Raw genomic sequence first — 23094 nt, 5'->3', positions numbered from 1 at the left:
GCGCATGGCCAAGAAGAGTGCGGACGCGGCGGGCGAGGCGGGTGCGGCATCCGGCGAGTCCGGGGAAGCCCTGGAGTCGCTGGGCTACGAGCAGGCCCGCGACGAGCTGATCGACGTCGTGCGGCGCTTGGAGACCGGCGGGATCACCCTCGAGGAGTCCCTCGCGCTGTGGGAGCGCGGCGAGAAGCTCGCCGCGGTTTGCCAGCAGTGGCTGGACGGCGCCCGCGCCCGCCTCGACGCCGTGGTGAAGCGGGAGACCGAGGACGAAGGCTGAGGGCTCCGGCCTCACCCGTCCGCGAGCGCGGCCGCCAGCGACAGCACCAGCAGCACGACCGCGGCCGCCGCGCCGAGCAGCACCCAGCGCAGCGGCGGCAGGACCTCCCAGCCCTCGCGCGGCCGGGTCCCGGTGGGGCGCCAGCGCCGTTCCAGACGGGCGAACCGCGCGGCCGCGCGCACCCGGCTCACAGCGCCACCCACGCCGGAACGTACGGCTGCCCGTCGGGGCCGAGCGCGGGCTGTGCCGGCCGGACCGGCTCGTAGCGCACCCGCACATGCGGCTCGCCGTCGACCACCTCGCGCCCGCCGAGCACGGTGAAGCCGCGCTGCTCGAACCACGGGGCGCTGCGCACGAACACGTCCGCGAGGATCGGGCGGCCTTCGGCGAGCATGACGGCGTGTTCGACGAGGGTGCCCGCGTGGCCGTTGCGGCGTTCCGCGGTGGCGGTGCACAGGCGGCCGAGGCGCAGGATCCCGTCGGCTTCCGCGGTCAGCCGCAGAGTGGCGATCGGCATGCCGCCGCGTTCGGCCCACACGTGCAAGGTGCTCGGCTCGATGTCCAAGCCGTCGGGTTCGTGGCGGGCGCGCTGGCGCGCGACCACGAAGACCTGGCTGCGCAGCGCGAGCAGGCGGTAGAGCCGCTCGGCGCTCAGCTCGGCGAGTGTTCCGCAGAAGTACGAGACGTCCACCGCGGAAGGCTGACACCGTGATCAAGACTTGCGGGCGTCCGCCGGGTGAACAGTCGATGCCGGGTCGCGGAACACGTTCCGTCCGGTTAACGGGTGATTTCGAACCGTGCAGGCGACCGCACGGAGACGACGCGGAATCGGTCAGCCGTTGATCGGCTGTCCCGCCACGGACGGCTTCAGCGCGGCGGCGAACTGCGCGAGCGCGTCGTACGGGGCGGTGCCGGTGACGACCGTGGTCACGCCGTCCTTGGTGCGGACCAGCGAGCGGTACTTGTCGCCGTCGTAGGTCTGCCACTGCTCGCCCGCGACGTCGCGTTCGCCGACCGCCGTGCCGTTCTTGCTCTTGTCCTTCACGAACGGCGCCGGCGTGCCGTTGCTCTGCTCGACCGCGACGTAGTCGCCGTCCGGACTGATCAGGCCCACGTGCCAGGCCGTCGCAGCCGGGTCCATGCCCTGGTACTCCGCCGACGTCGCGCGCCAGCGGCCGGGCAGGCCGGTGGGTGCGAGCAGCGGGTACGGGGCGTCCTGGCTCGCCTGCTGGAACTTCACCGAGTAGTCGATGCGCTTGACCGGGTCCTGCGCGCTGTGCCGTCCGGCGATCAGCAGCGCGACGACGACAATGCCGACGACGCCCAAGGAGAAGACCATGCTGCGTACCGTCTGGATTCCGCGCTTTTCTGCCACCGCACCATGGTCCCCCATCGCGTCCGATGCTCCGGCACCGGGTGCTCGGGCCTGACGGAGCCGCCACCGAGCCATCACAGAGCCGTCACCGGGCCATAACCAGGCCACAGCCAGGCCACAGCCAGGCCATGGTCGAGCCATCGCATCTGCGAAGGCTCAGACGATCCTCCATTGCATTTGCCAGCCACGAAGGGAGTAGGGTCCCGCATATGCCCACCTACCGCATGGGCCGCGTCGCGCAACTTCTCGGGGTCAGCCCGGACACCGCCCGCCGCTGGGCCGACTCGGGGCGCCTGCCCACGGCCCGCGACGAGCACGGCCACCGGGTCGTCGAAGGCGCGGCACTCGCCGCCTTCGCGGTCGCCCTCGCCGAGGACGCGCCGAGCCCGGCCGCCGAGGTCCCGCGGGCGACGTCGGCCCGCAACGCGTTCCCCGGCATCGTCACCAAGGTCATCCTCGGCGACGTCGCGGCACAGGTGGAGATCCAGGCGGGACCGCACCGGGTGGTCTCCCTGCTGACCCGGGAGGCCGTCGAGGAACTGGGGCTCGCCCCCGGCGTCGAAGCGGTCGCCTCGGTCAAATCGACCAACGTGACCGTGGAGTTGCCGTGAGATCCCTGCGCTTCGCCGCCGCCCCGATAGCCGCCGCCACCGCGGCGGGCCTGCTCCTCGCCGGCTGCGGCAGCGACACCAAGGACGACAACAAGGACAAGACGAAGGACGCCGGCGCCGCGGCGTCGAACGGCACCGGGTCGGCCCCGGCCGCCGCGCCGTCCACGATCACCGTGCTCGCCGCGGCGTCCCTGACCGGCGCCTTCAACGAGATGAGCACGGTCTACACCAAGGGCCACAAGAACCAGACGGTGAAGTTCTCCTTCGCCGGGTCGCAGGAACTCGCCGCACAGGTCAAGCAGGGCGCCCCCGCGGACGCCATCGCGACCGCGGACACCAAGACCATGGACGGGCTCACCGCGCAGGTGAACCAGCCCCAGGTGTTCGCCAAGAACAAGCTGGCGATCGTCGTCCCGCCGGGCAACCCCAAGAACATCGCCACCCTCGCCGACCTGGCCAAGAGCGACCTCACCGTGGTGCTCGCCGGCCCGACCGTCCCGGTCGGCCGCTACGCCCGCGACGCGCTCGCCAAGGCCGGCGTCACGGTCAAGCCCAAGTCCGAGGAAGCCGACGTCAAGGCGGTCGTGACCCGGGTGCGCATGGGCGAAGCCGACGCCGGGATCGTCTACACCACCGACATCGCCGCGGCCGGCAACGCCGTCGCGGCCGTCGACATCCCGGACGCCGCCAACGTCGTCGCGTCCTACCCGGTCGCGGTGATCAAGGACAGCAAGAAGCAGGACGCGGCGAACGCGTTCGCCCAGTGGCTGCTCACCCCCGAGGCCCAGGAAGTCCTCAAGAAGTACGGCTTCGCCGCGCCGTGACCGGCACGCCCGACGCGGTGACACCCGCGCCCGACCCGGCGGCGGCCGCCGCGGACCCCGTGTCCGCCGCGCCGCCGGGCGGGCGCGCCCCGGCGCTCCCGCGGGAGGACGCACCGCGCACCCCGCGCACCCGCGTCCCCCTACTGCTGTGGGTCCCCGCGCTCGCCGGGCTCGCGTTCGTCGTCCTGCCGTTGGCCGGGCTGCTGGTCCGCGCACCGTGGCGGTCGGTCCTCGACCGGCTCGGCGACCCGGCGGTGCGGACCGCGCTGCGGCTGTCGCTGGAGTGCTCGTTCGGCGCGCTCGGCATCAGCCTGGTGCTCGGCGTCCCGCTCGCGTGGCTGTTCGCCCGCGTCGACTTCCCCGGCAAATCGGTGCTCCGCGCGCTGGTCCTGCTGCCGCTCGTGCTGCCGCCCGTGGTCGGCGGTGTCGCGCTGCTGCTCGCCTTCGGACGGCGCGGCCTGCTCGGGCCCTGGCTGGAGTCCCTGGGCATCCGGCTGACGTTCTCGATGACCGGCGCCATGCTCGCGGGCGCGTTCGTCGCCCTGCCCTTCCTCGTGCTGTCCGTGGAAGGCGCCATCGCCGGCCTCGACCGCAAGTACGAAGAGACCGCCGCCACCCTCGGCGCCGGCCCGCTGCGCGTCTTCACCACCGTGACGCTCCCGCTGATCGCCCCCGGCCTCGCCGCCGGCGCCGCCCTCGCATGGGCCCGCGCCCTGGGCGAGTTCGGCGCCACCATCACCTTCGCGGGCAACCTCCCCGGCGAAACCCAGACGCTGCCGCTCGCCGTCTACCTGATGCTCCAGGACGACCCGGACACCGCGATCGCGGTCAGCCTGCTGCTCCTCGTCGTCTCGGTCGTCGTCCTGGTCGCGCTGCGCGGCCGGTGGCTCAGCCCCTCGGCCCGCAAGGCGCCGGCCCGCACTGCGCCCGCCCGCACTGCGCCGACCCGCAACCTGACCGGCAAGGGCGAGGGGGGACCGCGGTGACCCCCGCACTGCGCGCCCGCACCGAAGGCCTCGTCACTGCCGAACTCACCGTCGCGGCGGGCGAAGTCGTCGCCGTCGTCGGACCCAACGGCGCAGGCAAGTCCACCCTGCTGCGCGCCCTCGCCGGACTCCCCGGCCCGGCGCGCGCCGCCGTCGCCATCGACGGCCGCCCGGTCGGACACCTGCCCCCGCACGCCCGCCGGGTCGGCTATGTCCCGCAGGACGGCGCACTGTTCCCGCACCTCACCGCCGCCCGCAACGTCGCCTACGGCCTGCGCGGCCGCGGCGGCTCCCGTGCCGAAGCCCGCCGCACCGCACACGACTGGCTCGCCCGCCTCGGCCTTGCCGACCTGGCCGGCCGCCGCCCCGGGCAGCTGTCCGGCGGCCAGCAGCAGCGCGTCGCGCTCGCGCGGGCGCTCGCCGCCGAGCCCCGGCTGCTGCTCCTCGACGAACCGCTCGCCGCGCTCGACGTGGAGACCCGCGCCGCGGTCCGGCACACGCTGCGCAGCCACCTCGGCCCGTACGACGGCGCCTGCCTGATCGTCACGCACGACCCCGTCGACGCGCTCAGCTTGGCCGGGCGCATGCTCGTCGTGGAGGACGGCGCGATCGCGCAGGACGCCCCGGCCGCCGAGGTCACCCGGGCCCCGCGGTCCGCGTGGGTCGCGCGCATGCTCGGGCTGAACGCGTACGAGGGGGTGGCCGACGGCACCGGGATCCGCATCCGGGACGGCGGCCACACCCTGAGCACCGCGGAACCCGTGCCCGCGGGCCCGGTGCTGGCCACCGTGCACCCCGACCACGTCACGCTGCACCGGGAACGTCCGGAAGGCAGCGCCCGCAACACCTGGCCCGGCACGGTCGCCGAGGTCACCGGCACCGGCACCCGGCTGCGGGTCACGGTGCGGGGCAGGGGCGGGCCCGACGTGGTCGCCGAGGTGACCGCGGCCGCCGCGGCCGAACTGGGCGTCGGCGAAGGGCTGCCGGTGTGGGTCGGGGTCAAGGCGACGGGCGTGGGCGTGACGGCGCTGTGAGCCCGCGGGTTCGCCCGGCGGCGGCTCCGGGAGGCTCCCGGGAAGGCGCAAACCGGCCGTGCCTGGTCTGCGCGCAGCGTCATGAACATCGCGCCGAAACGATTCGCTTGCCGGGCTACCTGCACCGATGCCGGGCGGGGCCGATAACATCGGGGCAATCCCGTTGGAATCCGTCCGGGCCCGGGGCCGCGTAGTCGTTTTCGTCGCAGTGTCGTGGCAGTCGGCCGAAAAGCCGCATGCCGCGCGCCGCACGGAATCTCGGTCGGTGCAACCCTCACACGCACCGAGCAGGACCACGGGGTCACCGGGGATCAGGGCACCCCTCAGCGGTCCCGGCCGAGGTTCCCCGACAGGAAGGCCCGCCAGAATGACGGACCAGTCCGTACCGCCGCAGCTCACGGTCCCCTCCGAGGCTCCCGACCGGAACCTCGCCCTCGAACTCGTCCGCGTCACCGAGGCCGCCGCCATGGCGGCCGGCCGGTGGGTGGGACGCGGCGACAAGAACGGCGCCGACGGCGCGGCCGTGAAGGCCATGCGCACCCTCATCGGCACGGTGTCCATGAACGGCGTCGTGGTGATCGGCGAAGGCGAGAAGGACAACGCGCCGATGCTGTTCAACGGGGAACGGGTCGGCGACGGCTCCGGCCCCGAGTGCGACGTCGCCGTCGACCCGGTCGACGGCACCACGCTCACCGCCAAGGGCATGAACAACGCCGTGGCGGTCATGGCGGTCGCGGAACGCGGCTCGATGTACGACCCGTCCGCGGTGTTCTACATGGAGAAGCTCGTCACCGGCCCCGAGGCCGCGGACGTCGTGGACCTGACCGCGCCGGTCGGCGAGAACATCCGCCGGGTCGCCAAGGCGAAGAACTCGGCGCCGGAGGACGTCACCGTCTGCATCCTCGACCGGCCGCGCCACGAGTCGATCGTCAAGGAGATCCGCGAGGCCGGCGCCCGGATCAAGTTCATCACCGACGGCGACGTCGCGGGCGCCATCATGGCGGCCAAGGACGGCACCGGCGTCGACCTGCTCCTCGGCATCGGCGGCACCCCGGAAGGCATCATCGCCGCGGCCGCGATCAAGTGCATGGGCGGCGTGATCCAGGGCCGCCTGTGGCCGAAGGACGAGGCCGAGCGCCAGAAGGCCCTCGACGCGGGCCACGACCTCAACCGCGTGCTGCTGACCGACGACCTGGTGTCCGGCGAGAACGTCTTCTTCGTCGCCACCGGCATCACCGACGGCGAACTCCTCCGCGGCGTCCGCTACCGGTCGAGCACCGCCCTGACGTCGTCGCTGGTCATGCGCTCCAAGAGCGGCACGATCCGCAACATCGACAGCCAGCACCGCCTGGCGAAGCTCCGCGCCTACAGCGCCATCGACTTCGACCGGGCTCGCTGAGGCTCCGGAGTCCGGGTTCTCGACGCCCGGGGCGGCCTTGTGCCGCCCCGGGCGTCTTGCTTTCCCTGCATAGGGCCCCCTCCCCACCGACCCGGAGTCCCCCTCCCCCGCCTCCACCGCCGGTGTCGGCCCGTCGTTCGCGACCGACGATCACACCCCACCACGCACCGCGCCGTCTCCGCTTCGCGCCATCCCCCCGGCTGTGGACAACTCCCGCGCCTCCCGCCGTCTCATTCCCCACCGGACCAACCCTCCATTTTTCATAGGTTTTATCCCGGCATCGGGGTATGTGCTGAAAGTCGTCAGCGCCCACCCCAGGAGGAGCCGTGCCCGAGTCCCGCGGAGGCGGCGGAACCACGTCCTCACCCCAGGTCGAAACCGCGGCGGGCCCGCCCACGCAGCGCCCCCAGAAGCTCTGGCTGATCTTCACCGGCCTCATGCTCGGCATGCTGGTCGCCGCGCTCGACCAGACGATCGTGTCCACCGCACTCCCGACCATCGTCGGCGACCTCGGCGGCCTCAACCATCTCTCCTGGGTGGTCACCGCCTACCTCCTCGCCTCGACCGTCAGCACCCCCCTCTGGGGCAAGCTCGGCGACCTGATCGGCCGGAAAACGCTCTTCCAGGCGTCGATCGTCATCTTCCTCATCGGCTCGGTGCTGTGCGGCATCGCGCAGAACATGGGCGAGCTGATCGCCTTCCGCGGCATCCAGGGCCTCGGCGGCGGCGGTCTCATGGTGCTGTCCCAGGCGATCATCGGCGACGTCGTCCCGCCCCGGGAACGCGGCCGCTACACCGGCCTGTTCGGCGCCGTCTTCGGTGTCACCAGCGTCGCCGGGCCGCTGCTCGGCGGCTTCTTCGTCGACAACCTGTCGTGGCGCTGGGTCTTCTACATCAACCTGCCGATCGGCGCCCTCGCGCTGATCGTCATCGCCTTCGCCCTGCACACCGACGTCACCCGCGGCAAACCGCGCATCGACTACAGCGGCATCGTCCTGCTGGCCGCGGCCACCACCTGCCTCGTCCTGCTCAGCACCTTCGGCGGGACGACCTACCCGTGGCTGTCCGGCGAGATCATCGGGCTCGGAGTCGCCGCCGTCATCCTGCTCGCGCTCTTCGTCGTGGTCGAACGCAGGGCCGCCGAACCCGTTCTGCCGCTTCACCTGTTCGCCCAGCCGATCTTCCGCATCACGGCCGCGATCGGCTTCGTCGTCGGCTTCGCGATGATGGGCGCGCTCAGCTTCCTGCCGCTGTTCATGCAGGTCGTCAACGGCGCTTCGCCCACCGAGTCCGGGCTGCGGCTCCTGCCGATGATGGCCGGCCTGCTCATCGCGTCCATCGGCAGCGGCCAGCTCATCACCCGCTGGGGCCGCTACAAGATCTTCCCGATCGTCGGCACCGCCGTGATGGCGGTCGGCATGTTCCTGCTGTCCCGCATGGACGAGTTCACCACCACGACCGCCTCGTCGCTCTCCATGTTCGTGTTCGGCTTCGGCCTCGGCCTCGTCATGCAGGTCATCGTGCTCGCGGTGCAGAACTCGGTCGACTACCGCGATCTGGGCGCGGCCACTTCCGGCGCGACGTTCTTCCGGTCGATCGGCGGGTCCTTCGGCGCGGCGATCTTCGGGACGATCTTCAACGCCCGGCTCAACGGCCACATCGAGCAGGCCCGCACGTCGGGCCTGCAACTGCCGCCCGGCGTCGACCCGAAGTCGGTGGCCTCCAGCCCGGACGCACTCGCCAAACTGCCCCCGGCGGCCCACCAGACGTTCATCCACGCCTACGCGCAATCCCTGCAGACCGTGTTCCTGATCGCCTCGATCATCATCGTCGCGGCGTTCGTGCTCAGCCTGTTCCTCAAGGAGATCCCGCTGCGCCAGGCGACCTCCGCGGACACCCTCGACGCCTACCGCAACGCGTCGCGCAGCTCGGTCGAAGAGGTCGAACGCGCCCTGACCCAGATCGCCCACCGGGAGAACGGCTGGGCCCGCTACGAACGCATGATCGCCCGCGCGGACGTCGACATCTCGGTGCCGTGCGCGTTCGGCCTCGTCCAACTCGACCACTTCGGGCCGATCGAGGACACCGCCCTGGCCAAAAAGCTCCACGAACCGATCGACTCGGTCCGCAAATACGCCGCACAGCTCCAAGACGCCGGCCATGCCGCCACCGACGCGGAAGGCCGCCTGGCCCTCACCGCGTCCGGCCACGACATCGTCGAACGCCTCGTCGACGCCCGCCGTGAACTCCTCGCCCAAGTCACCGCGGACCTGTCCCCCGAAGAGCACGCCGAACTCACGGCACTGCTCCGGAAGATGGCCCGGCTGACCACGGACACCACGCGCGACCACCTGGTCGGCGAAGCACCCCGGCACGGGGCCTGAGACCGGCGCCGCGGAATCGGCCCGGCGGAAAGCCGCACGGACGACCGCAGCGGATCGGGGAGAACGAGCCACGGATCCCCGCGGAATCACACGCGGGGCAGCGTCACTTCGCGCGCAGTCCGCCGCGCCGTCGGCGGCGGCCGGCGACGGCGCGGCGTTCCTCGGGGGTCAGGCCGCCCCTGACCCCGGTGGTCTCCGGGTCGGCCTCGGCCAAGGCGGCGGCGCGGCATTCCACCAGCACCGCGCAGCGTGCGCAGACGCGCTTGGCTTCCTCCTCGCGGGCGATCCGGGCGACCGCGGGCTCCCCGGGCAGGCCCAGGAACAGGGCGAGGTCCTCGACGCGGCACGCGCCCGCCGCCGGGGGAATCCAGGTGGACGCGCGGGCGGCGGGCGGTTCGGCGATGTCGCTTGCGGAGGAAGGCAGATCGCTCCGGTCGGGCACGTGAACACTCCTCGCTCTCGGCGGGTAGTACCGTCCCACCAAGCGAGTACCCGCCCAAATCCCGGTACAAGCCCCGCAATGCGACAACTGACGGGAAAGCAACACCCGCGAAACACCCCCGCCACACCGGAAGTTGGCCGATGCGCGAGGCACCGCGGGTCAGTCGTCGCCGCGTTCCCGGTCCAGGCTTTTGCGGCCCTTCACGCGCTTCGGCCGCACGTCCACGCCACCGAAGACGGCCGCCCCGCGGACCACCACAACCGGCGCGTCGGGGCTCTCCGCTTCGTGCTGGTGGACGTCGAACCCGCCGAAGATCCCGGCGCCGTGCCCGCGCACCGTCACCCCTTCGGGGACCCGCACTTCCACGCCCCCGAACACCGTGACCGCGTCGATGTACATGACCGGATGTTCGAACGTCGCCTGCGACAGATCGATCTCCACGCCGCCGAACACCGACACCGCACGGATCTTCCTTCCCACCCGCCCGGGGCCCTTGCGCGACGCGCTGCCGAACACCGCGACCAGCGTCGGCGATTCCGCGGGCCGGACGGACGGCTCGGCGGTGTGCCACTGCGGCTCGGCGGCGGGCCGCGGGCGCGGACTCGGGGCCGCGGGTTTGGCCGGATTCAGCCGTCCGGGGACGGGCAGATCGCGGGTCAGCGGCTCCAGTTCGCCGACGGTCTTGATGCCGTACAGGATGTCGATCCGTTCGGCGTGCTCCTCGACCGTGAGGCGGCCTTCCTCGAACGCGGTGCGCAGCACGTCCGCGACCCGGTCGCGGTCCGCGTCGGACGCCCGCATCGCCGACGGCGGCAGCGGCCCGTCGGCCCGGACCGCGGGCAGGTCCGGGGGCGGCGCCGGGGCGGGCGCCGGGGCAGCCGGCGTGGCGGGCGCGTCGGTTTCGGAAGTCGGTTCCACACCACGACGATAGCCGCCGCGCAAGGCACGCCACAGACGTGACGCACGCCACGCCGCCGCTCCGCTGTTCGCCTCGCGGTCACCCGACCTCGCGGCACGCCTCCGCAATCCGCCGGACCGCCTCGTGCAGCCGTTCCTCGGCGAGCATCGCGTAGCCGAGGACGAGCGCCTGCGGTCCCGCGGCGGCGTCCTCGCGCATCGGGCCGACCGGCTCCACCCGGACGCCGCGTTCGGCGGCGGCGGCGACCACGGCGTCCTCGGTGCAGCCGCCCGGGAGTTCGACGTACAGGTGCAGGCCGGCGCGGATGCCGTTGACCTCGACCTCGGGCAGGAACTCGGCGAACGCGTCCGCCACCGCGTCGCGTCGGCCCCGGTAGCGCAGCCGCATCGCGCGCAGGTGCCGGTCGTAGGCGCCGCTCTCCAGCAGCCGCACGAACGCGAACTGGTTGATCACCGCGGAGCCCAGGTCGGCGTACTGCTTCAGTTCGCGGATCTGCTCCAGCCACGGCTCCGGCACCACGGCCCAGCCGAGCCGCATACCCGGCGCGAGCGCCTTGCTGGTCGAGCCCAGGTGCACGACGTGGTCGGGGTCGAGGCCCTGGAGGCAGCCGACCGGGTCGCGGTCGTAGCGGAACTCGGCGTCGTAGTCGTCCTCGATGATCAGGCCGTCGACGTCCCGCGCCCACGCGGTCAGCCGGGCCCGGCGCTCCGGCGACAGCACCACGCCGGTCGGGTACTGGTGCGCGGGCGTCACCAGGACCGCGCGGGCGCCGCTGCGGGCCAGCGCGTCGACGTCTATGCCGTCGCCGTCGACCGGGATTCCCACGATCGGCAGCCCGTTGCTGCGCAGCAGCCCGCGTTGGGTCGCACTCGACGGGTCCTCGACGGCCAGCAGCCGGTGCTCGCGCACGGCCAGCGCCTGCACGACCAGCGCGATGCCCTGGGCGACCCCGCCGACCACCACGATGCGGTCGGGCGACGCGTTCGCGGCGCGCACCCGGCCCAGGTAGCCGGCCAGGGCGATGCGCAGCTCGGGCACGCCGCCGGGGTCGCCGTACGACAGGCGGCTGTGCGGCACGGTCGCCAGCGCGTGCCGGGTCGCCGCCAGCCACGCGGAGCGGGGGAACGCCGACATGTCGGACGATCCCGGCTTGAGGTCGAACGGCAGCTCCGACACGTCGCTCACGTCGCGCGGCAGCTCGGGGCCGCGCGAGGTGTGCTGCTCCGGCAGCTGCGCGACGCGTGTGCCGGAGCCGTGCCGGCTGGTCAGGTAGCCCTCGGCGACGAGTTGCTCGTACGCCTCGACGACCATGCCGCGCGACACCCCCAGGTCGGCGGCCAGTGCCCGGCTCGACGGCAGCCGGTCGCCCGGCGCCAGCCGGCCGCTGCGCACCGCTTCCCGCAGGCCCGCGGTGATCTGCGCGCCGACGTTGCCCAGCGCACGGTCGATCCCCACCAGCAAGTCGCTCACGAGTGGTCCCCTCCCGACGGCCAAATGTGGTCCTGTGTTCCGATCCACTGCCTCCATAACGTAACCCGACATGAGGCGATCGGTAGAGGCGCCGTCCACCGGCGCGACGTCCGCTGCGGTTTCCCAGGTCCTGGTCGGCACCTGCACGGGGGTGTCCGCGGCGCTCACCGCGTATCCGGTGGGCACCGGGCAGGCCCTGCGCTACGGCCTGGCCGGGGTGGCGATGTACGCGCTCCTGAAGCTGCGCACGCGGGGCGGCGACCGGCCGCGGATCCGCGTGCGGCCGCGCGAGTGGGCCCTGCTGTTCCTGCTCGCGCTGACCGGCCAGACGCTGTTCAACCAGCTCCTCCTCGGCGCGCTCGACCACGCCGACCCGGCGACGGTCGGCAGCATCCTCGGGTGCGCCCCGGTGGTCCTCGCCACCGTCGGCGCGCTGCCGGCCGGACGGCAGCCCGGGCGGCGCATCGTGGCCGCGTCGCTGCTGGTCGTCGCAGGTGCGGTGGCCGTCGAGGGATTCGGCAGCGCCACCCCGACCGGGCTGGCGCTGGCGCTCGGCGTGCTGGTGTGCGAACTGGCCTTCTCGCTGCTGGCGGTGCCGCTGCTGCCGAGGCTCGGGCCGCTGCGGGTGGCGGCCTACTCGACGCTGCTCGCCGTGCCGCAATCACTCGCCATCGGGTGGCTGTCCGACGGCGAGGCCATGGTCCGCATGCCCACCGTCGCCGAAGCGGCCGCCCTGGTGTTCCTCGGACTGATCGCCACCGTCGTGGCGTTCCTGCTCTGGTACAGCGCACTCGGCCGGCTCGGCCCCGAGCGCGCGGGGCTGTTCTCCGGCTTGGTGCCGATCGCGGCGGCGCTGTCCGCCCTCGTCCTCGGCACCGGCACGGTCCACCCCGAGCAGGTGGCCGGAAGCGCGCTGGTCGGCCTGGGCGTCGCCCTCGGCATGTTCGCCCCGCGACGATCATGGCAAGCTGTCCGGACATGAACGGGGACAGGCACGGCGAACCTCCCATCGTGTGCGGCGACATACCGCGGCACCGCGACGACGCCGCCCCCGATGCGCCGGACGCCGAACTCGCCCAGCGGGTACGCGACGGCGGCCCCGCCGCGGAAACCGCGTTCGCCGCCCTGCACCAGCGCCACCACGCCGCGGGCCTGCGGCACGCCCGGCGCCTGGAAGCCGACCGGGACGCCGCCGAAGACCTGGTGTCCGACGCGTTCGTCGAGGTGCTCGCCCAACTGCGGCGCGGCGGCGGGCCCCGGGAGTCGTTCCGCGCCTACCTGTGCACGACGATGCGCAATGCCTGCATCGACCGCGCCAAGGCCCGCAACGGCGTCTTACTCACCGGCGACGACGCCGAACTCGACAGCCTCGGCGGCCCGTCGGCGGAAACCGCCGAGGTGAAGCCGGACCTCATACTCGTCCAGCAGGCCTTCGGGTCGCTGCCCGACCGCTGGCAGGCGGTGCTGTGGCACACCGAGGTGGAAGGCGAAAAGCCGCGCGCCATCGCCCGGTTGCTGGGCATCACCCCGAACGCGGTCTCCCAACTCGCGGTCCGCGCCCGCGAAGGCCTCAGCGCCGCCTTCCTCGAAGCGCACGTGGGACGCCTGCCCGACCGCTGCCGCGGCTACGGCACCCGGTTCGGCGGCTACGTCCGCGGCACCCTGCGCATCCGCGACAAGCGCGCGGTCGACGACCACCTGGCCGGATGCGACACGTGTAAACGCGTGTGCGCCGAGCTGACCGCGGCCAACGCCCACCTGCGCGTGCTGCTCCTCCCGGCAGTCCTCGGCACCGCCGCGGCCGCGGCCCCGCTGATCGAAGCGGCCGCGGGCGGAGCGGCGGTGGTCCCCGACCCCGGCACGGCGCTCCCGCTCGACGTCGGCGGTACGGCGGTGGCACCGGGCTCGGCAGGCCGCGGCTCGGGCGCTCCGGGCCCGCACCCGGATGCCGCGTGGAAGCTCACGTTCGCCGCCGCGGGCGCCGTCGCCGTGGCGGGAGTGGCCTTCGCGGCGGTTCTCGCCGGATCCGGAGACGACTCCGGACGGCACACCGACGGCCGTACGCCGCGTATCGCCCGACCCGCCCCGCCCGAGCCCCCGGGCCCGGCCGCCGGATCCTCGCGGCAGCCCCCGGCTCCCCCGGATGCCGGCGCGCCGTCCACGCCCGGCGGCTCCCCGAGCGCCCTCCCCGCGGCACCGCAGTCGACGACGCCCAAGCCCGCGGAGCGGGACGCGGACGCCGCCGCCGGACGCCCGGCCCCCGCCCCGCCTGGCCCGACCCGCTCCCCCGACCCGGAATCACCCGGTCCCACGGCCCCGCCCACCACCCGACCCGCCACGACGCCTCCCCCGACGCCGACGCGGACCACCACCCCTCCCACCACGCGGCCCCCGACCCAACACCCCGCCCCGATGGCCGTCGACGACGCGGCCACCGTCCGCGCGGGCGGCACGGTCACCCTCCACGTGCTGGCCAACGACCGCGGCGACCGGCTCCGCATGACCGGCGCCTCGGTGGCGTTCGGCTGGTACGGGGCGATCACCTGCGACAAGCGCTCCGGCGCGTGCACGTACCGGACCTACGACGTCTTCCGGACCGGCACCGACGTCTTCTCCTACACCGTCAAAGACGCCGGAGGCCGTACCGACAGCGCGACCGTCCGCATCACGGTGACCGCCCGCTGAGCCGCAGCCGCACCCAAGAAAGCCATATAAGCGGCATAACATCCCTCCGCGCCCACGCCCTTCACACCCCCCGCGTCCCGCGCCCCCGCAGTGAGCCCGACCTCACACCCGGTACCGCCCCGCGGCCGTTCTACGCTGGAGGACGCCCCATACCGCCGAGTGAGGATGGCCATGCCCCCCGCCGACAGTTTCTCCGGCTCGTACACCGACCTGCTTCCGCTGGGCGCCGACACCACGCCGTACCGTCTGGTCACCAGCGAGGGCGTCTCCACCTTCGAGGCCGGCGGCCGCCGTTTCCTGCAGGTCGAGCCCGAGGCGATGACGCTGCTCGCGCGCGAGGCGATGCGCGACATCGCGCACCTGCTGCGCCCGGGGCACCTCGCGCAGGTCACGAAGATCCTCGACGACCCGGAAGCCTCCCCCAACGACCGCTTCGTCGCACTCGACCTGCTCAAGAACGCGAACATCGCGGCCGGCGGCGTGCTGCCGATGTGCCAGGACACCGGCACGGCGATCGTCATGGGCAAGCGCGGCCAGCACGTCCTCACCGACGGCCGCGACGAGGAGCACCTGTCGCGCGGCATCCGCAACGCGTACACCGAGCTGAACCTGCGCTACTCGCAGATGGCCCCGCTGACCATGTGGGACGAGAAGAACACCGGCAACAACCTGCCGGCCCAGGTCGAGCTGTACGCCGCGGCGGGCGAGGCCTACAAGTTCCTGTTCATGGCCAAGGGCGGCGGCAGCGCCAACAAGTCGTACCTGTACCAGGAGACCAAGGCCATCCTGAACCCGGCCGCGATGCTGAAGTTCCTGGACGGCAAGATCCGTTCGCTCGGCACCGCCGCCTGCCCGCCGTACCACCTGGCCGTGGTGATCGGCGGCACCAGCGCCGAGTTCGCGCTGAAGACCGCGAAGTACGCGTCCGCGCGCTACCTCGACACCCTCCCGACCGAGGGCTCGCCGCTCGGCAACGGCTTCCGCGACCTCGAACTGGAAGCGGAGATCCTCAAGCTCACCCAGGACATGGGCATCGGCGCGCAGTTCGGCGGCAAGTACTTCTGCCACGACGTGCGGGTCATCCGTCTGCCCCGGCACGGCGCGTCGCTGCCGGTCGCCATCGCGGTGTCGTGCAGCGCGGACCGCCAAGCGCTCGCCAAGATCACTGCCGAGGGCGTGTTCCTGGAGCAGCTGGAGACCGACCCGGCCAAGTACCTGCCGGACACCACGCACGAGGACCTGGACGGCGAGGTCGTGCACGTCGACCTCAACCGGCCGATGAGCGAGATCCGCGCCGAGCTGTCCAAGTATCCGGTGAAGACCCGGCTTTCGCTGTCCGGCCCGGTCGTCGTGGCCCGCGACATCGCGCACGCGAAGATCAAGGAGCGGCTGGACGCGGGCGAGGAGATGCCGCAGTACCTGCGCGACCACGCGGTGTACTACGCGGGCCCGGCGAAGACCCCGGAGGGCTACGCGTCCGGCTCGTTCGGCCCGACCACCGCGGGCCGGATGGACTCCTACGTCGAGCAGTTCCAGGCGGCCGGCGGCTCGTTCGTCATGCTCGCCAAGGGCAACCGCTCGCAGCAGGTCACCGACGCGTGCGCCAAGCACGGCGGCTTCTACCTCGGCTCGATCGGCGGCCCCGCCGCGCGCCTCGCCCAGGACTGCATCAAGTCCGTCGAGGTCGTCGAGTACCCGGAACTCGGCATGGAAGCCGTGTGGAAGATCGAGGTCGAGGACTTCCCCGCGTTCATCGTCGTGGACGACAAGGGCAACGACTTCTTCGCGGACGTGACCAGCCCGACCCTGCAGATCGGCAAACGCCCGTAGCACCGCGGCAACGCAGCACCGAGGCCCGGCTCCCGTCCGGGAGCCGGGCCTCGGCATGTCACCGCTCAGCTACCGGAGCAACTCCCGGTCAGTAAGCGTCGTACGGGATCGGGCTGAACGTCAGCGGTGCCGACGCCCCCGCATTCCACACCTGCGCCGTCGAGCCATTGGCCGCGGTCTGCGTCACCGCGCCCGTGCCGCTCGTCGGCGCCGTGACGCGCAGCCCCGACACCCGGCTCACCAGCGCCCCGTTCGACGCGTCGAACCGCAGGTTGTCGCGCACCGCGCCGGTGCCGTCCTTGCACGCCCAGATCCCCAGTGCGGCACCTGCCGCCACGCTGCCCCGGTTGTCGAGGCAGTACGTCGGGTCCTTGAGGCTGTGTACCTGGCCGGTCGCCGGGTTGCGGTACCACTTCTGGTTGGTGTTGCCGGTGCAGTCCCAGGCGATGACGTTGGTGCCGTTCGCCATCGTCCCGGCGTTGATGTCCAGGCATTTGCCGGTGTTGCCGGCCTTCAGCTCGGTGAACACCGCGGCCTGGTGCGGTTCGGAGACGAACCGCTGGGCCGCCGAGCCGTCGCAGGCCGCCAGCACGAGCTTGGCGCCGAGCGTCGGATCCGCGCCGGACGGCGCCAGGCACAGCGTCTGCGCGTTGGCCGGCCGGATGGTGCCGCCGGTCAGCACGAACCGCTGGTTGTCGCCGCCGTTGCAGTTCCACAGCACCACGGGGGTGCCGGTGGTGCGGGCGCCGCCTTGCGGGTCGAGGCAGCGGTCGTGGCTCAGTTCGATGTGCAGGGACTGGTACGACGGGTCGTACCAGAAGCCCTGGTTGCGGCCGCCGCCGCACGCCCACAGTTCCATCGCGGTGTAGTTGCGTGACGAGTAGCCGTACGAGTCGGCGCACAACCCGGTGCCCTCGTTTCGCAACTGCCGGAAGTCCTTGACCCCTTCGGTGAGCACCGGGGTGCCGGTGCTGGCCGGGTCGACGCAGCCCGCGGTCTGGTAGTTCGAGTTGTAGAGCTGCGTCAGGCAGGACGCGAACGCGAGGTGGCCGCGCTCGTTGGGGTGGAAGGATTGGCGCGTGGTGTTCTCGTCGAACAGGTCGAGGTTCGCGAAGTACAGGCCGCGCGCCCAGGTGTTGTCGGTACAGACTTCGTGGCCGTGGAACAGCCGGCTGTTGTCGAGGTAGACGGCGCCGGTGTTCGCCGCGGCCTTGCGCTCCGCTTCGGCGAACATCGGGACGGCCTCGTTGCGGCCCCACGCCATGTCGCGCAGGTAGCCGAGGCAGCCGCCGTCGTACCAGCCCGGGAAGTCCGGGTTGTCCTCGACGTCCGGGCTCATCGGCGACGGGTAGCCCATGACGACCAGCTTGTAGTCGCTGTTGGCGTAGCCGGCGTCGGTCATGACGGTGCGCAGGTCCCGGATCGACTGCTCGACCTTGGGCTGGAGCGCGGCGATGCGGCCCGGCCACTGCGGCTGGTAGGTGCCGTAGCACTCGCCTTGGAAGAACACCCGCTTGGTGACGCAGTCGGTGACGGTCGGGCCGAACTGCAGGTCGTCGTTGGCGCCGATGACGAGCAGGACCATCTTCAGGCGCGTGTTGCGCGCCTTGATGGCGAGGTTGTCGGACTGCACCAGCTCGTCGGGGTATTGCTTGCTCCCGCCGATGCGGATGTTGACCGACGACGCGCCCGAGCAGGCGACGTTGTAGGTGACGTCGGCGGGGATGCCGGTGCGGTGGATCGCCGAGAGCGGCGAGCGGTGGCACCAGTTGTCCGGGCCGTCGGTGGGGGCTTCGTAGGTGCCGACGCCTTCACCGGAGATCTCGCTGTCGCCGAGCGAGATGAGCGACGTCTTGCGGTCGGCCATCGGCTTGACGGCCGGGTCGCCGTACAGCTGCCGCGCCTCCGCGGCGCGGACCGTTTCCAGGTCGGCCCGCAGCGGAGTCGCCGTGGTGCCCGCCGCGGCGGACGGCGAAGTGGCCAGCGTGCCGAGGCCGCCGACCGCGAGCAGGGCGGCCGTGAGCGCCCCGATCAGTCTTCGCTTGGGGTGGGACGGCAGGGATGGGGACATGATCCTCGCCTTCGTCGCAGGGGTGTACCCGGGAGTAACAGGAACACGTGCGGACGCAAACTACCTGCCGGTAGCGGAGATGTGAACAGCCGGAATCAGGCAAAATGCCCCGGCTCGCGGTGACACGTGTCGAGGCCGCGCACCCCGCCCGCGCAGGGGTCAGGAAACGATGTCCTTGCGCTCGAAGTGCCGGAAAGCCAGGGCGATGAAGACGCACGCATAGGCCACCGAGATCGCCGATCCCTTGACCATGCCTTCCCATTCCAGGTCGGCCTGCAGCGCGTCGACCCAGGCGAACTGCCAGTGCGTGGGGAGCACATCGCGCCATGATCCGAGCGCGGTCACCGCGTCGACGATGTTGGACACGACGACGAGCCCGACCGCACCGCCGACCGCGCCGAGCGGCGCGTCGGTGACCGTGGACAGCCAGAACGCGACCGCGGCGACCACGAGCTGGGACACGATCCCGTAGACGACGACGATCAGCATGCGCTCCATCGCGTCGCCCGCCCCCAGCGTCCCGCCGATCGGGATCTCCAGCGGCCCCCAGCCGAAGGCGATCGTCCCGGCGAGCAGCGCCATTGCGGGGAGCAGCACCAGTGCGAACGCGCTGTAGGCCAGCGACACCGCGAGCTTGACCCGCAGCAGCCGGGCGCGCGGCACGGGCGCGGCGAGCAGGTAGCGCAGCGACGACCAGCTCGCCTCGCTCGCCACGGTGTCGCCGCAGAACAGCGCGACCGCCACGACCAGGAGGAACCCGGTCGACACGAACAACGCGAAGGCCGTGAGGTTGAGCCCGCTGCGGGTGGCCACGTCGACGAGCGTCGGCACGTTGTCGCGCGACGGTGAGCCGCCCACTTTGAACGCGACGACCAGGATCCACGGCAGCGCCGCGAGCAGCCCCAGCATCACCAGCGTGCGGCGGCGGCGCAGTTGGCGCAGCGCCTCGACACGGAACGGCAGGGTGTGCCGTGGCCGGTAGCCGTGCGCGCGGGAGGGCGCGGGCTCGTCCACGGGCTCGTTCGCAGGGACTGCGCCGTCCGGCGCCGGGTCGACGGCGGTCACTGCTGTTCTCCGATCAGTGTCAGGAACGCGTCCTCCAGCCGCCGTTTCGCGGCGACCCGGTCGACCGCGACGCCGGCGCCGACGAGTTCGGCGACCACCGCGGACGGTTCGGCGCCTGCGAGGTGCACGAGCACGCCTTCGCCTTCGGGTTCGACCGAGGCGACGCCCTTCAGGCCCGCGAGCGCGGCCACCGCCCGCTCGGGCGCGGGGGTGCCGATCGCGAGCGTGTTGCCGTCGCCGGTGATGTCCTCGACCGGGCCCTGCGCGACCAGGCGGCCGCGGTGCATGACCACGACGTGTGTGCAGGTCTGTTCGACCTCGGCCAGCAGGTGGCTGGAAACCACCACGGTGCGGCCGTCCGACGCGTACCGGATCAGCACGTCGCGCATCGCGCGGATCTGCGGCGGGTCGAGCCCGTTGGTCGGTTCGTCGAGCACCAGCAGGTCCGGGAGCCCGAGCATGGCCTGCGCGATGGCGAGCCGCTGCCGCATGCCCTGCGAGTACGTGCGGACCGCGCGGTCCAGTGCCTCGCCGAGCCCGGCGATCTCCAGCGCTTCCTCGAAGTGCGCGTCCGCTTCCGGTCGCCCGGTGGCACGCCAGTACAGCCGTAGGTTGTCCCGTCCCGACAGGTGCGGCAGGAACCCCGGCCCTTCGACGAACGACCCGAGCCGGGACAGCACCGGCGCCCCGGGCGTGACCACGTGCCCGAAGATCCGGATCTCCCCTTCGTCGGGGTGGATGAGGCCCATGAGCATGCGCAGCGTCGTCGTCTTGCCCGCGCCGTTGGGGCCCAGCAGGCCCAGGACTTCGCCGCGCGCCACCTCGAACGACAGGTCTTCGACGGCGAGTTTGCCGCCCTTGTAGCGCTTGGTCAGGCCGTGGATCCGCAGCGGCACGTCGCGCAGTCCGGCGATCGGCGCCCGCGCCTTGATCCGGCGGCGCCCGGTGGCCACGAGCACCGCGGCCGCCGCGGCGGCGATCAGCGGCACGCCCCAGGTCCACCACGGGTATCCGGCGGGCGGCGCCTTCAGGCCGGACACCGACGGCACGACGAGCGGGCCGGTGACGGCGACCTGGTAGACCGCGGGTTCGGCCGGGGTGGCAAAGCCGAGGTCGGTGGTGGTGAACACGAGCCGCAGCCGGTGCCCGGCGTCGATCTCCCGGTCGATCTCCGGCAGCCGGATCTCCACCTCGCGGCCGTCGCGGGCGCCGGACACCCGGACCGGCGCGGCGAGCTGGTACGGCAGGACCGCCGAACCGCCCGAGTCGACGTCGTACAGCTTGGCGAACAGCACGATGTCGTCCGCCCCGGCCACCCGCACCTTCACCGTCGTGCCGCCGGTGATGCGGAAGGTGCCGTTCTGCGTGGCGCTGTCGAACACCGCGGTCTGCCCGGGCATGTCGAGGGTGAGCTGTCCTACCGTGCCGCTGCCGCCGCCGAGTTGCCCCAGCGTGCCGAGCGCCCCCAGCCCGGGCAGCGTGGAGATCGACGGCGGGACCCCGCCCGGCGGGTTGACCACCGTCTGCGGCACCCCGAGCAGCGGGATCTCACGCCGCGAGCTGCCGCCGCTGCCCGGGTAGCTCGGCCCGGACGCGATCTTCACGACCTGTTCGCGGGTGGAGGTGTCGACGCCGCCGAAGCGGGTGACCGAGAACGGCCCCGCGGGGACGGGCTGCGTGCCGCCGCCCCGGGTCGCGCGGGTCTGCGCCGCGCCCGCGTCCGACTTCACCCAGCGGTCGAGCCAGGAGGCCGTCTTGTCGGCCACCCACGCGTCCTGGGTGGGCCCGCCGTCGTGCCCGCCCGCGGTCCACGCCATCTCCACCGGGAAGCCGTTGGCGGTCACCGCCTTCGCGGTCGCGTCCGCCTCGGACAGCGGGAACAGCGAGTCGCTCTGCCCTTGGATCAGCAGCGTCGGCACCCGCAGCCGGTCGGCGACCAGCGCCGGGCTGGCCCGGCGCATCAGCTCGACGGCCTGCGGGGTGGCCTTGCCGGTGCGGGCGACCTCTTCGTAGACGGCGCACACGTCGGGGGCGAAGCGGCCGCACAGCGCGGCGTCCGCGCTCGGCGCGGCACCCGCCCCGCCCGCGGCGGCGCCGCCCGGGACGCCGCCTTCCGGAGTACCGCCCGGCAGGCCCCCGCCGGCACCGGCGGAGAAGAACACGCCCGCCCACATCTTCTTGAACACGCCGTCGTTGCCGCCGGTGCCGCCCGCGTTGGGCAGCAGCGACGCGGCGAGGTCGTTCCAGGTCCACTGCGGGGCCACGGCGTCGACGCGCGGATCGTAGGCGGCGAGCAGCAGCGCGAGCGCGCCGCCGTAGGACGCGCCCGCGGCGCCGACCCGCGGGTCTCCGGGGCCGTCGGACTTCACCTCGGGCCGCGCGGTGAGCCAGTCGACCAGGGCGCGGGCGTCGGCGACCTCGTAGTCCGGTTGGTCGAGCGCGATCGCCCCGCCGGACGCGCCGAAGCCGCGCGCCGACCAGGTCATGACGACGTAGCCGCGCCGGGCGTAGTCCTGCGCCTCGGCCCGCACCGACAGCTTGCTGCCGCCGAAACCGTGGCCGAGGAGCAGCGCGGGCGCGGGTGCGCCGGTGTCCGGCCAGTACACGGTGGTGTCGAGCGGGATCCGGTCGGCCGAGCCGGGCCCGGCGGCGACCTCCAGGCGCTGCTCGGTGCTGCGGACGGGTGATGACCCGCCGCCTCCCGACGCCCCCGCGGCCAGCACCGCGGCGAGCAGCGCCAGGACGACCGCGGCGGCGGTCAGGGCCCGGCCGCGCCGGGTCGCGGGCATGCGGCGGCGCACCGCCGTCCTCCACGTCATGGCCCGACCCTACGGTGTGGCGCGCGGCGCCACGGGCGGGCATGCGACGGGCGGACCGGGCCGGACCGTCTTAGAGTCGATTCCACTTGTTTGGAGGTGAATCGTGCGTGTTGCCCTGTTCATCACCTGCTTCAACGACACGTTGTTCCCGGAGACCGGCAAATCGGTCGTCCGGGTGCTGCGCAGGTTGGGGCACGACGTGGAGTTCCCGTACGCGCAGACCTGCTGCGGGCAGATGCATTTCAACACCGGCTACCGGCACGAGACCCGGCCGCTGGCCGAGTCGTTCGCGAAGACGTTCGCGCCGTACGACGCGGTCGTGACCCCGTCGGGCTCGTGCGCGGCCATGGTCCGCGACTCCTACCCGCCGCTCGCGGACAGCTCGCACTCGGCGGAATTCGCCCGGACGGTCGCCGCCATTGCGCCGCGCGTGTACGAATTCAGCGAATTCCTCGTCGACGTGCTGGGCGTCGAGGACGTCGGGGCGGTGTTCCCGCACACGGTCACCTACCACCCCACCTGCCATTCGGCCCGGACGCTCGGCGTCGGCGACAAGCCGGTGCGGCTGCTGCGCGCGGTCCGCGGGCTGCGGCTCGTGGAGCTGCCGCGCGCGGATGAGTGCTGCGGTTTCGGCGGCACGTTCGCCCTGAAGAACGCCGCCACGTCGACGGCGATCGGCCTCGACAAGGCGGAGGCCGTCCTGGAGTCCGGCGCGCAGGTGCTGTGCGCGGGCGACAACTCGTGCCTCACCCACATCGGCGGGCTGCTGTCCCGGCAGCACGCGGGCGTACGGGTGATGCACCTGGCCGACATCCTCGCCTCCGAAGGGCCGCATCCGGAGCTGGATCCGTACCCCTCGGGTGCCGTGCGGACGGTGGTGACGCCGTGACCGCCGTCCGCCCGGAA

20 protein-coding genes are annotated in these 23094 nt (G+C 72.8%); 11 read left to right on the top strand and 9 right to left on the bottom strand.

The genetic code is table 11. The annotated features are described in order from the left end of the window. Positions 1 to 4 precede the first annotated feature (4 nt). Entirely contained in the window at positions 5 to 274 is a 270-nt protein-coding gene (locus ABEA93_RS14420) for an exodeoxyribonuclease VII small subunit (RefSeq protein WP_345675896.1), read from the top strand. A gap of 11 nt (positions 275 to 285) precedes the next feature. Here the strand turns inward: ABEA93_RS14420 and ABEA93_RS14415 are convergent, their stop codons facing one another. The 3 genes from ABEA93_RS14415 to ABEA93_RS14405 form a co-directional block, all read right to left on the bottom strand. Then, positions 286 to 465, bottom strand: a complete 180-nt coding sequence (locus tag ABEA93_RS14415) for a hypothetical protein (protein ID WP_345675895.1) — start codon at positions 463 to 465, stop codon at positions 286 to 288. Continuing rightward, positions 462 to 965, bottom strand: coding sequence for a GNAT family N-acetyltransferase (locus ABEA93_RS14410; RefSeq protein WP_345675894.1), 504 nt, complete (start codon positions 963 to 965; stop codon positions 462 to 464). The genes ABEA93_RS14415 and ABEA93_RS14410 overlap by 4 nt, the downstream gene beginning before the upstream one ends. 141 nt (positions 966 to 1106) lie before the next feature. Beyond that, complete coding sequence (locus ABEA93_RS14405) at positions 1107 to 1649, bottom strand: DUF4245 domain-containing protein (protein WP_345675893.1); 543 nt, start codon at positions 1647 to 1649, stop codon at positions 1107 to 1109. 209 nt (positions 1650 to 1858) lie between these two features. Here ABEA93_RS14405 and ABEA93_RS14400 point away from each other — a divergent pair, with 209 nt between their 5' ends. From ABEA93_RS14400 to ABEA93_RS14380, 6 genes are all read left to right on the top strand, one after another. Further along, a complete protein-coding gene (locus ABEA93_RS14400) occupies positions 1859 to 2260 on the top strand; it encodes a TOBE domain-containing protein (RefSeq protein WP_345675892.1) in 402 nt (133 codons plus the stop codon). Continuing rightward, positions 2257 to 3084, top strand: a complete 828-nt coding sequence (gene modA / locus ABEA93_RS14395) for a molybdate ABC transporter substrate-binding protein (protein WP_345675891.1) — start codon at positions 2257 to 2259, stop codon at positions 3082 to 3084. The genes ABEA93_RS14400 and modA overlap by 4 nt, the downstream gene beginning before the upstream one ends. Beyond that, positions 3081 to 4070, top strand: a complete 990-nt coding sequence (locus ABEA93_RS42140) for an ABC transporter permease (protein ID WP_425584948.1) — start codon at positions 3081 to 3083, stop codon at positions 4068 to 4070. Before modA ends, ABEA93_RS42140 begins: the two co-directional genes overlap by 4 nt. After that, positions 4067 to 5104, top strand: coding sequence for an ABC transporter ATP-binding protein (locus ABEA93_RS42135; protein ID WP_425584947.1), 1038 nt, complete (start codon positions 4067 to 4069; stop codon positions 5102 to 5104). Before ABEA93_RS42140 ends, ABEA93_RS42135 begins: the two co-directional genes overlap by 4 nt. A gap of 367 nt (positions 5105 to 5471) precedes the next feature. Continuing rightward, a complete protein-coding gene (gene glpX / locus ABEA93_RS14385) occupies positions 5472 to 6503 on the top strand; it encodes a class II fructose-bisphosphatase (RefSeq protein WP_345675890.1) in 1032 nt (343 codons plus the stop codon). Positions 6504 to 6829: 326 nt separating this feature from the next. Beyond that, the gene (locus ABEA93_RS14380) at positions 6830 to 8887 is read left to right on the top strand and encodes an MFS transporter (RefSeq protein WP_345675889.1); all 2058 of its coding nucleotides are present in this window, start codon (positions 6830 to 6832) and stop codon (positions 8885 to 8887) included. Positions 8888 to 8990: 103 nt separating this feature from the next. Here ABEA93_RS14380 and ABEA93_RS14375 read toward each other — a convergent pair whose 3' ends face one another. The 3 genes from ABEA93_RS14375 to pdxR form a co-directional block, all read right to left on the bottom strand. After that, on the bottom strand, positions 8991 to 9329 hold the full coding sequence (locus tag ABEA93_RS14375) for a WhiB family transcriptional regulator (RefSeq protein WP_345675888.1): 339 nt from the start codon (positions 9327 to 9329) through the stop codon (positions 8991 to 8993). Between the two features lie 159 nt (positions 9330 to 9488). After that, positions 9489 to 10247: a DUF1707 SHOCT-like domain-containing protein gene (locus ABEA93_RS14370; protein ID WP_345675886.1), complete on the bottom strand. Its 759-nt coding sequence runs from the start codon at positions 10245 to 10247 to the stop codon at positions 9489 to 9491. Between the two features lie 79 nt (positions 10248 to 10326). Continuing rightward, positions 10327 to 11718 carry a MocR-like pyridoxine biosynthesis transcription factor PdxR gene (gene pdxR / locus ABEA93_RS14365; RefSeq protein WP_345675885.1) on the bottom strand — a complete coding sequence of 464 codons (1392 nt, stop codon included), beginning with the start codon at positions 11716 to 11718 and terminating at the stop codon, positions 10327 to 10329. A 70-nt stretch (positions 11719 to 11788) separates the two neighbouring features. On the opposite strand from pdxR, the gene ABEA93_RS14360 reads away from it, so the two are divergent. The 3 genes from ABEA93_RS14360 (at position 11789) to ABEA93_RS14350 (ending at position 16233) form a co-directional block, all read left to right on the top strand. Continuing rightward, a complete protein-coding gene (locus ABEA93_RS14360) occupies positions 11789 to 12700 on the top strand; it encodes a DMT family transporter (protein WP_345675884.1) in 912 nt (303 codons plus the stop codon). Beyond that, positions 12697 to 14403 carry a sigma-70 family RNA polymerase sigma factor gene (locus ABEA93_RS14355; protein ID WP_345675883.1) on the top strand — a complete coding sequence of 569 codons (1707 nt, stop codon included), beginning with the start codon at positions 12697 to 12699 and terminating at the stop codon, positions 14401 to 14403. The genes ABEA93_RS14360 and ABEA93_RS14355 overlap by 4 nt, the downstream gene beginning before the upstream one ends. 171 nt (positions 14404 to 14574) lie before the next feature. Beyond that, a complete protein-coding gene (locus tag ABEA93_RS14350; protein ID WP_425584945.1) occupies positions 14575 to 16233 on the top strand; it encodes a fumarate hydratase in 1659 nt (552 codons plus the stop codon). Between the two features lie 88 nt (positions 16234 to 16321). On the opposite strand, the gene ABEA93_RS14345 is transcribed toward ABEA93_RS14350, so the two are convergent. The 3 genes from ABEA93_RS14345 to ABEA93_RS14335 form a co-directional block, all read right to left on the bottom strand. Further along, positions 16322 to 18304, bottom strand: coding sequence for a ricin-type beta-trefoil lectin domain protein (locus ABEA93_RS14345; RefSeq protein ID WP_345675881.1), 1983 nt, complete (start codon positions 18302 to 18304; stop codon positions 16322 to 16324). Between the two features lie 159 nt (positions 18305 to 18463). Next, positions 18464 to 19318, bottom strand: coding sequence for an ABC transporter permease (locus ABEA93_RS14340; protein WP_345676041.1), 855 nt, complete (start codon positions 19316 to 19318; stop codon positions 18464 to 18466). Between the two features lie 47 nt (positions 19319 to 19365). Further along, complete coding sequence (locus tag ABEA93_RS14335; protein ID WP_345675880.1) at positions 19366 to 22188, bottom strand: alpha/beta fold hydrolase; 2823 nt, start codon at positions 22186 to 22188, stop codon at positions 19366 to 19368. A gap of 103 nt (positions 22189 to 22291) precedes the next feature. Here ABEA93_RS14335 and ABEA93_RS14330 point away from each other — a divergent pair, with 103 nt between their 5' ends. Then, entirely contained in the window at positions 22292 to 23077 is a 786-nt protein-coding gene (locus ABEA93_RS14330) for a (Fe-S)-binding protein (RefSeq protein ID WP_345675879.1), read from the top strand. Positions 23078 to 23094: the final 17 nt, after the last annotated feature.

Origin of the sequence: Yinghuangia aomiensis (genome assembly GCF_039542225.1) — a bacterium.
GTDB lineage: Bacteria > Actinomycetota > Actinomycetes > Streptomycetales > Streptomycetaceae > Yinghuangia > Yinghuangia aomiensis.
Note: the sequence above shows the minus strand (reverse complement) of the source record. Positions and strands in the feature narration are given on the sequence as shown.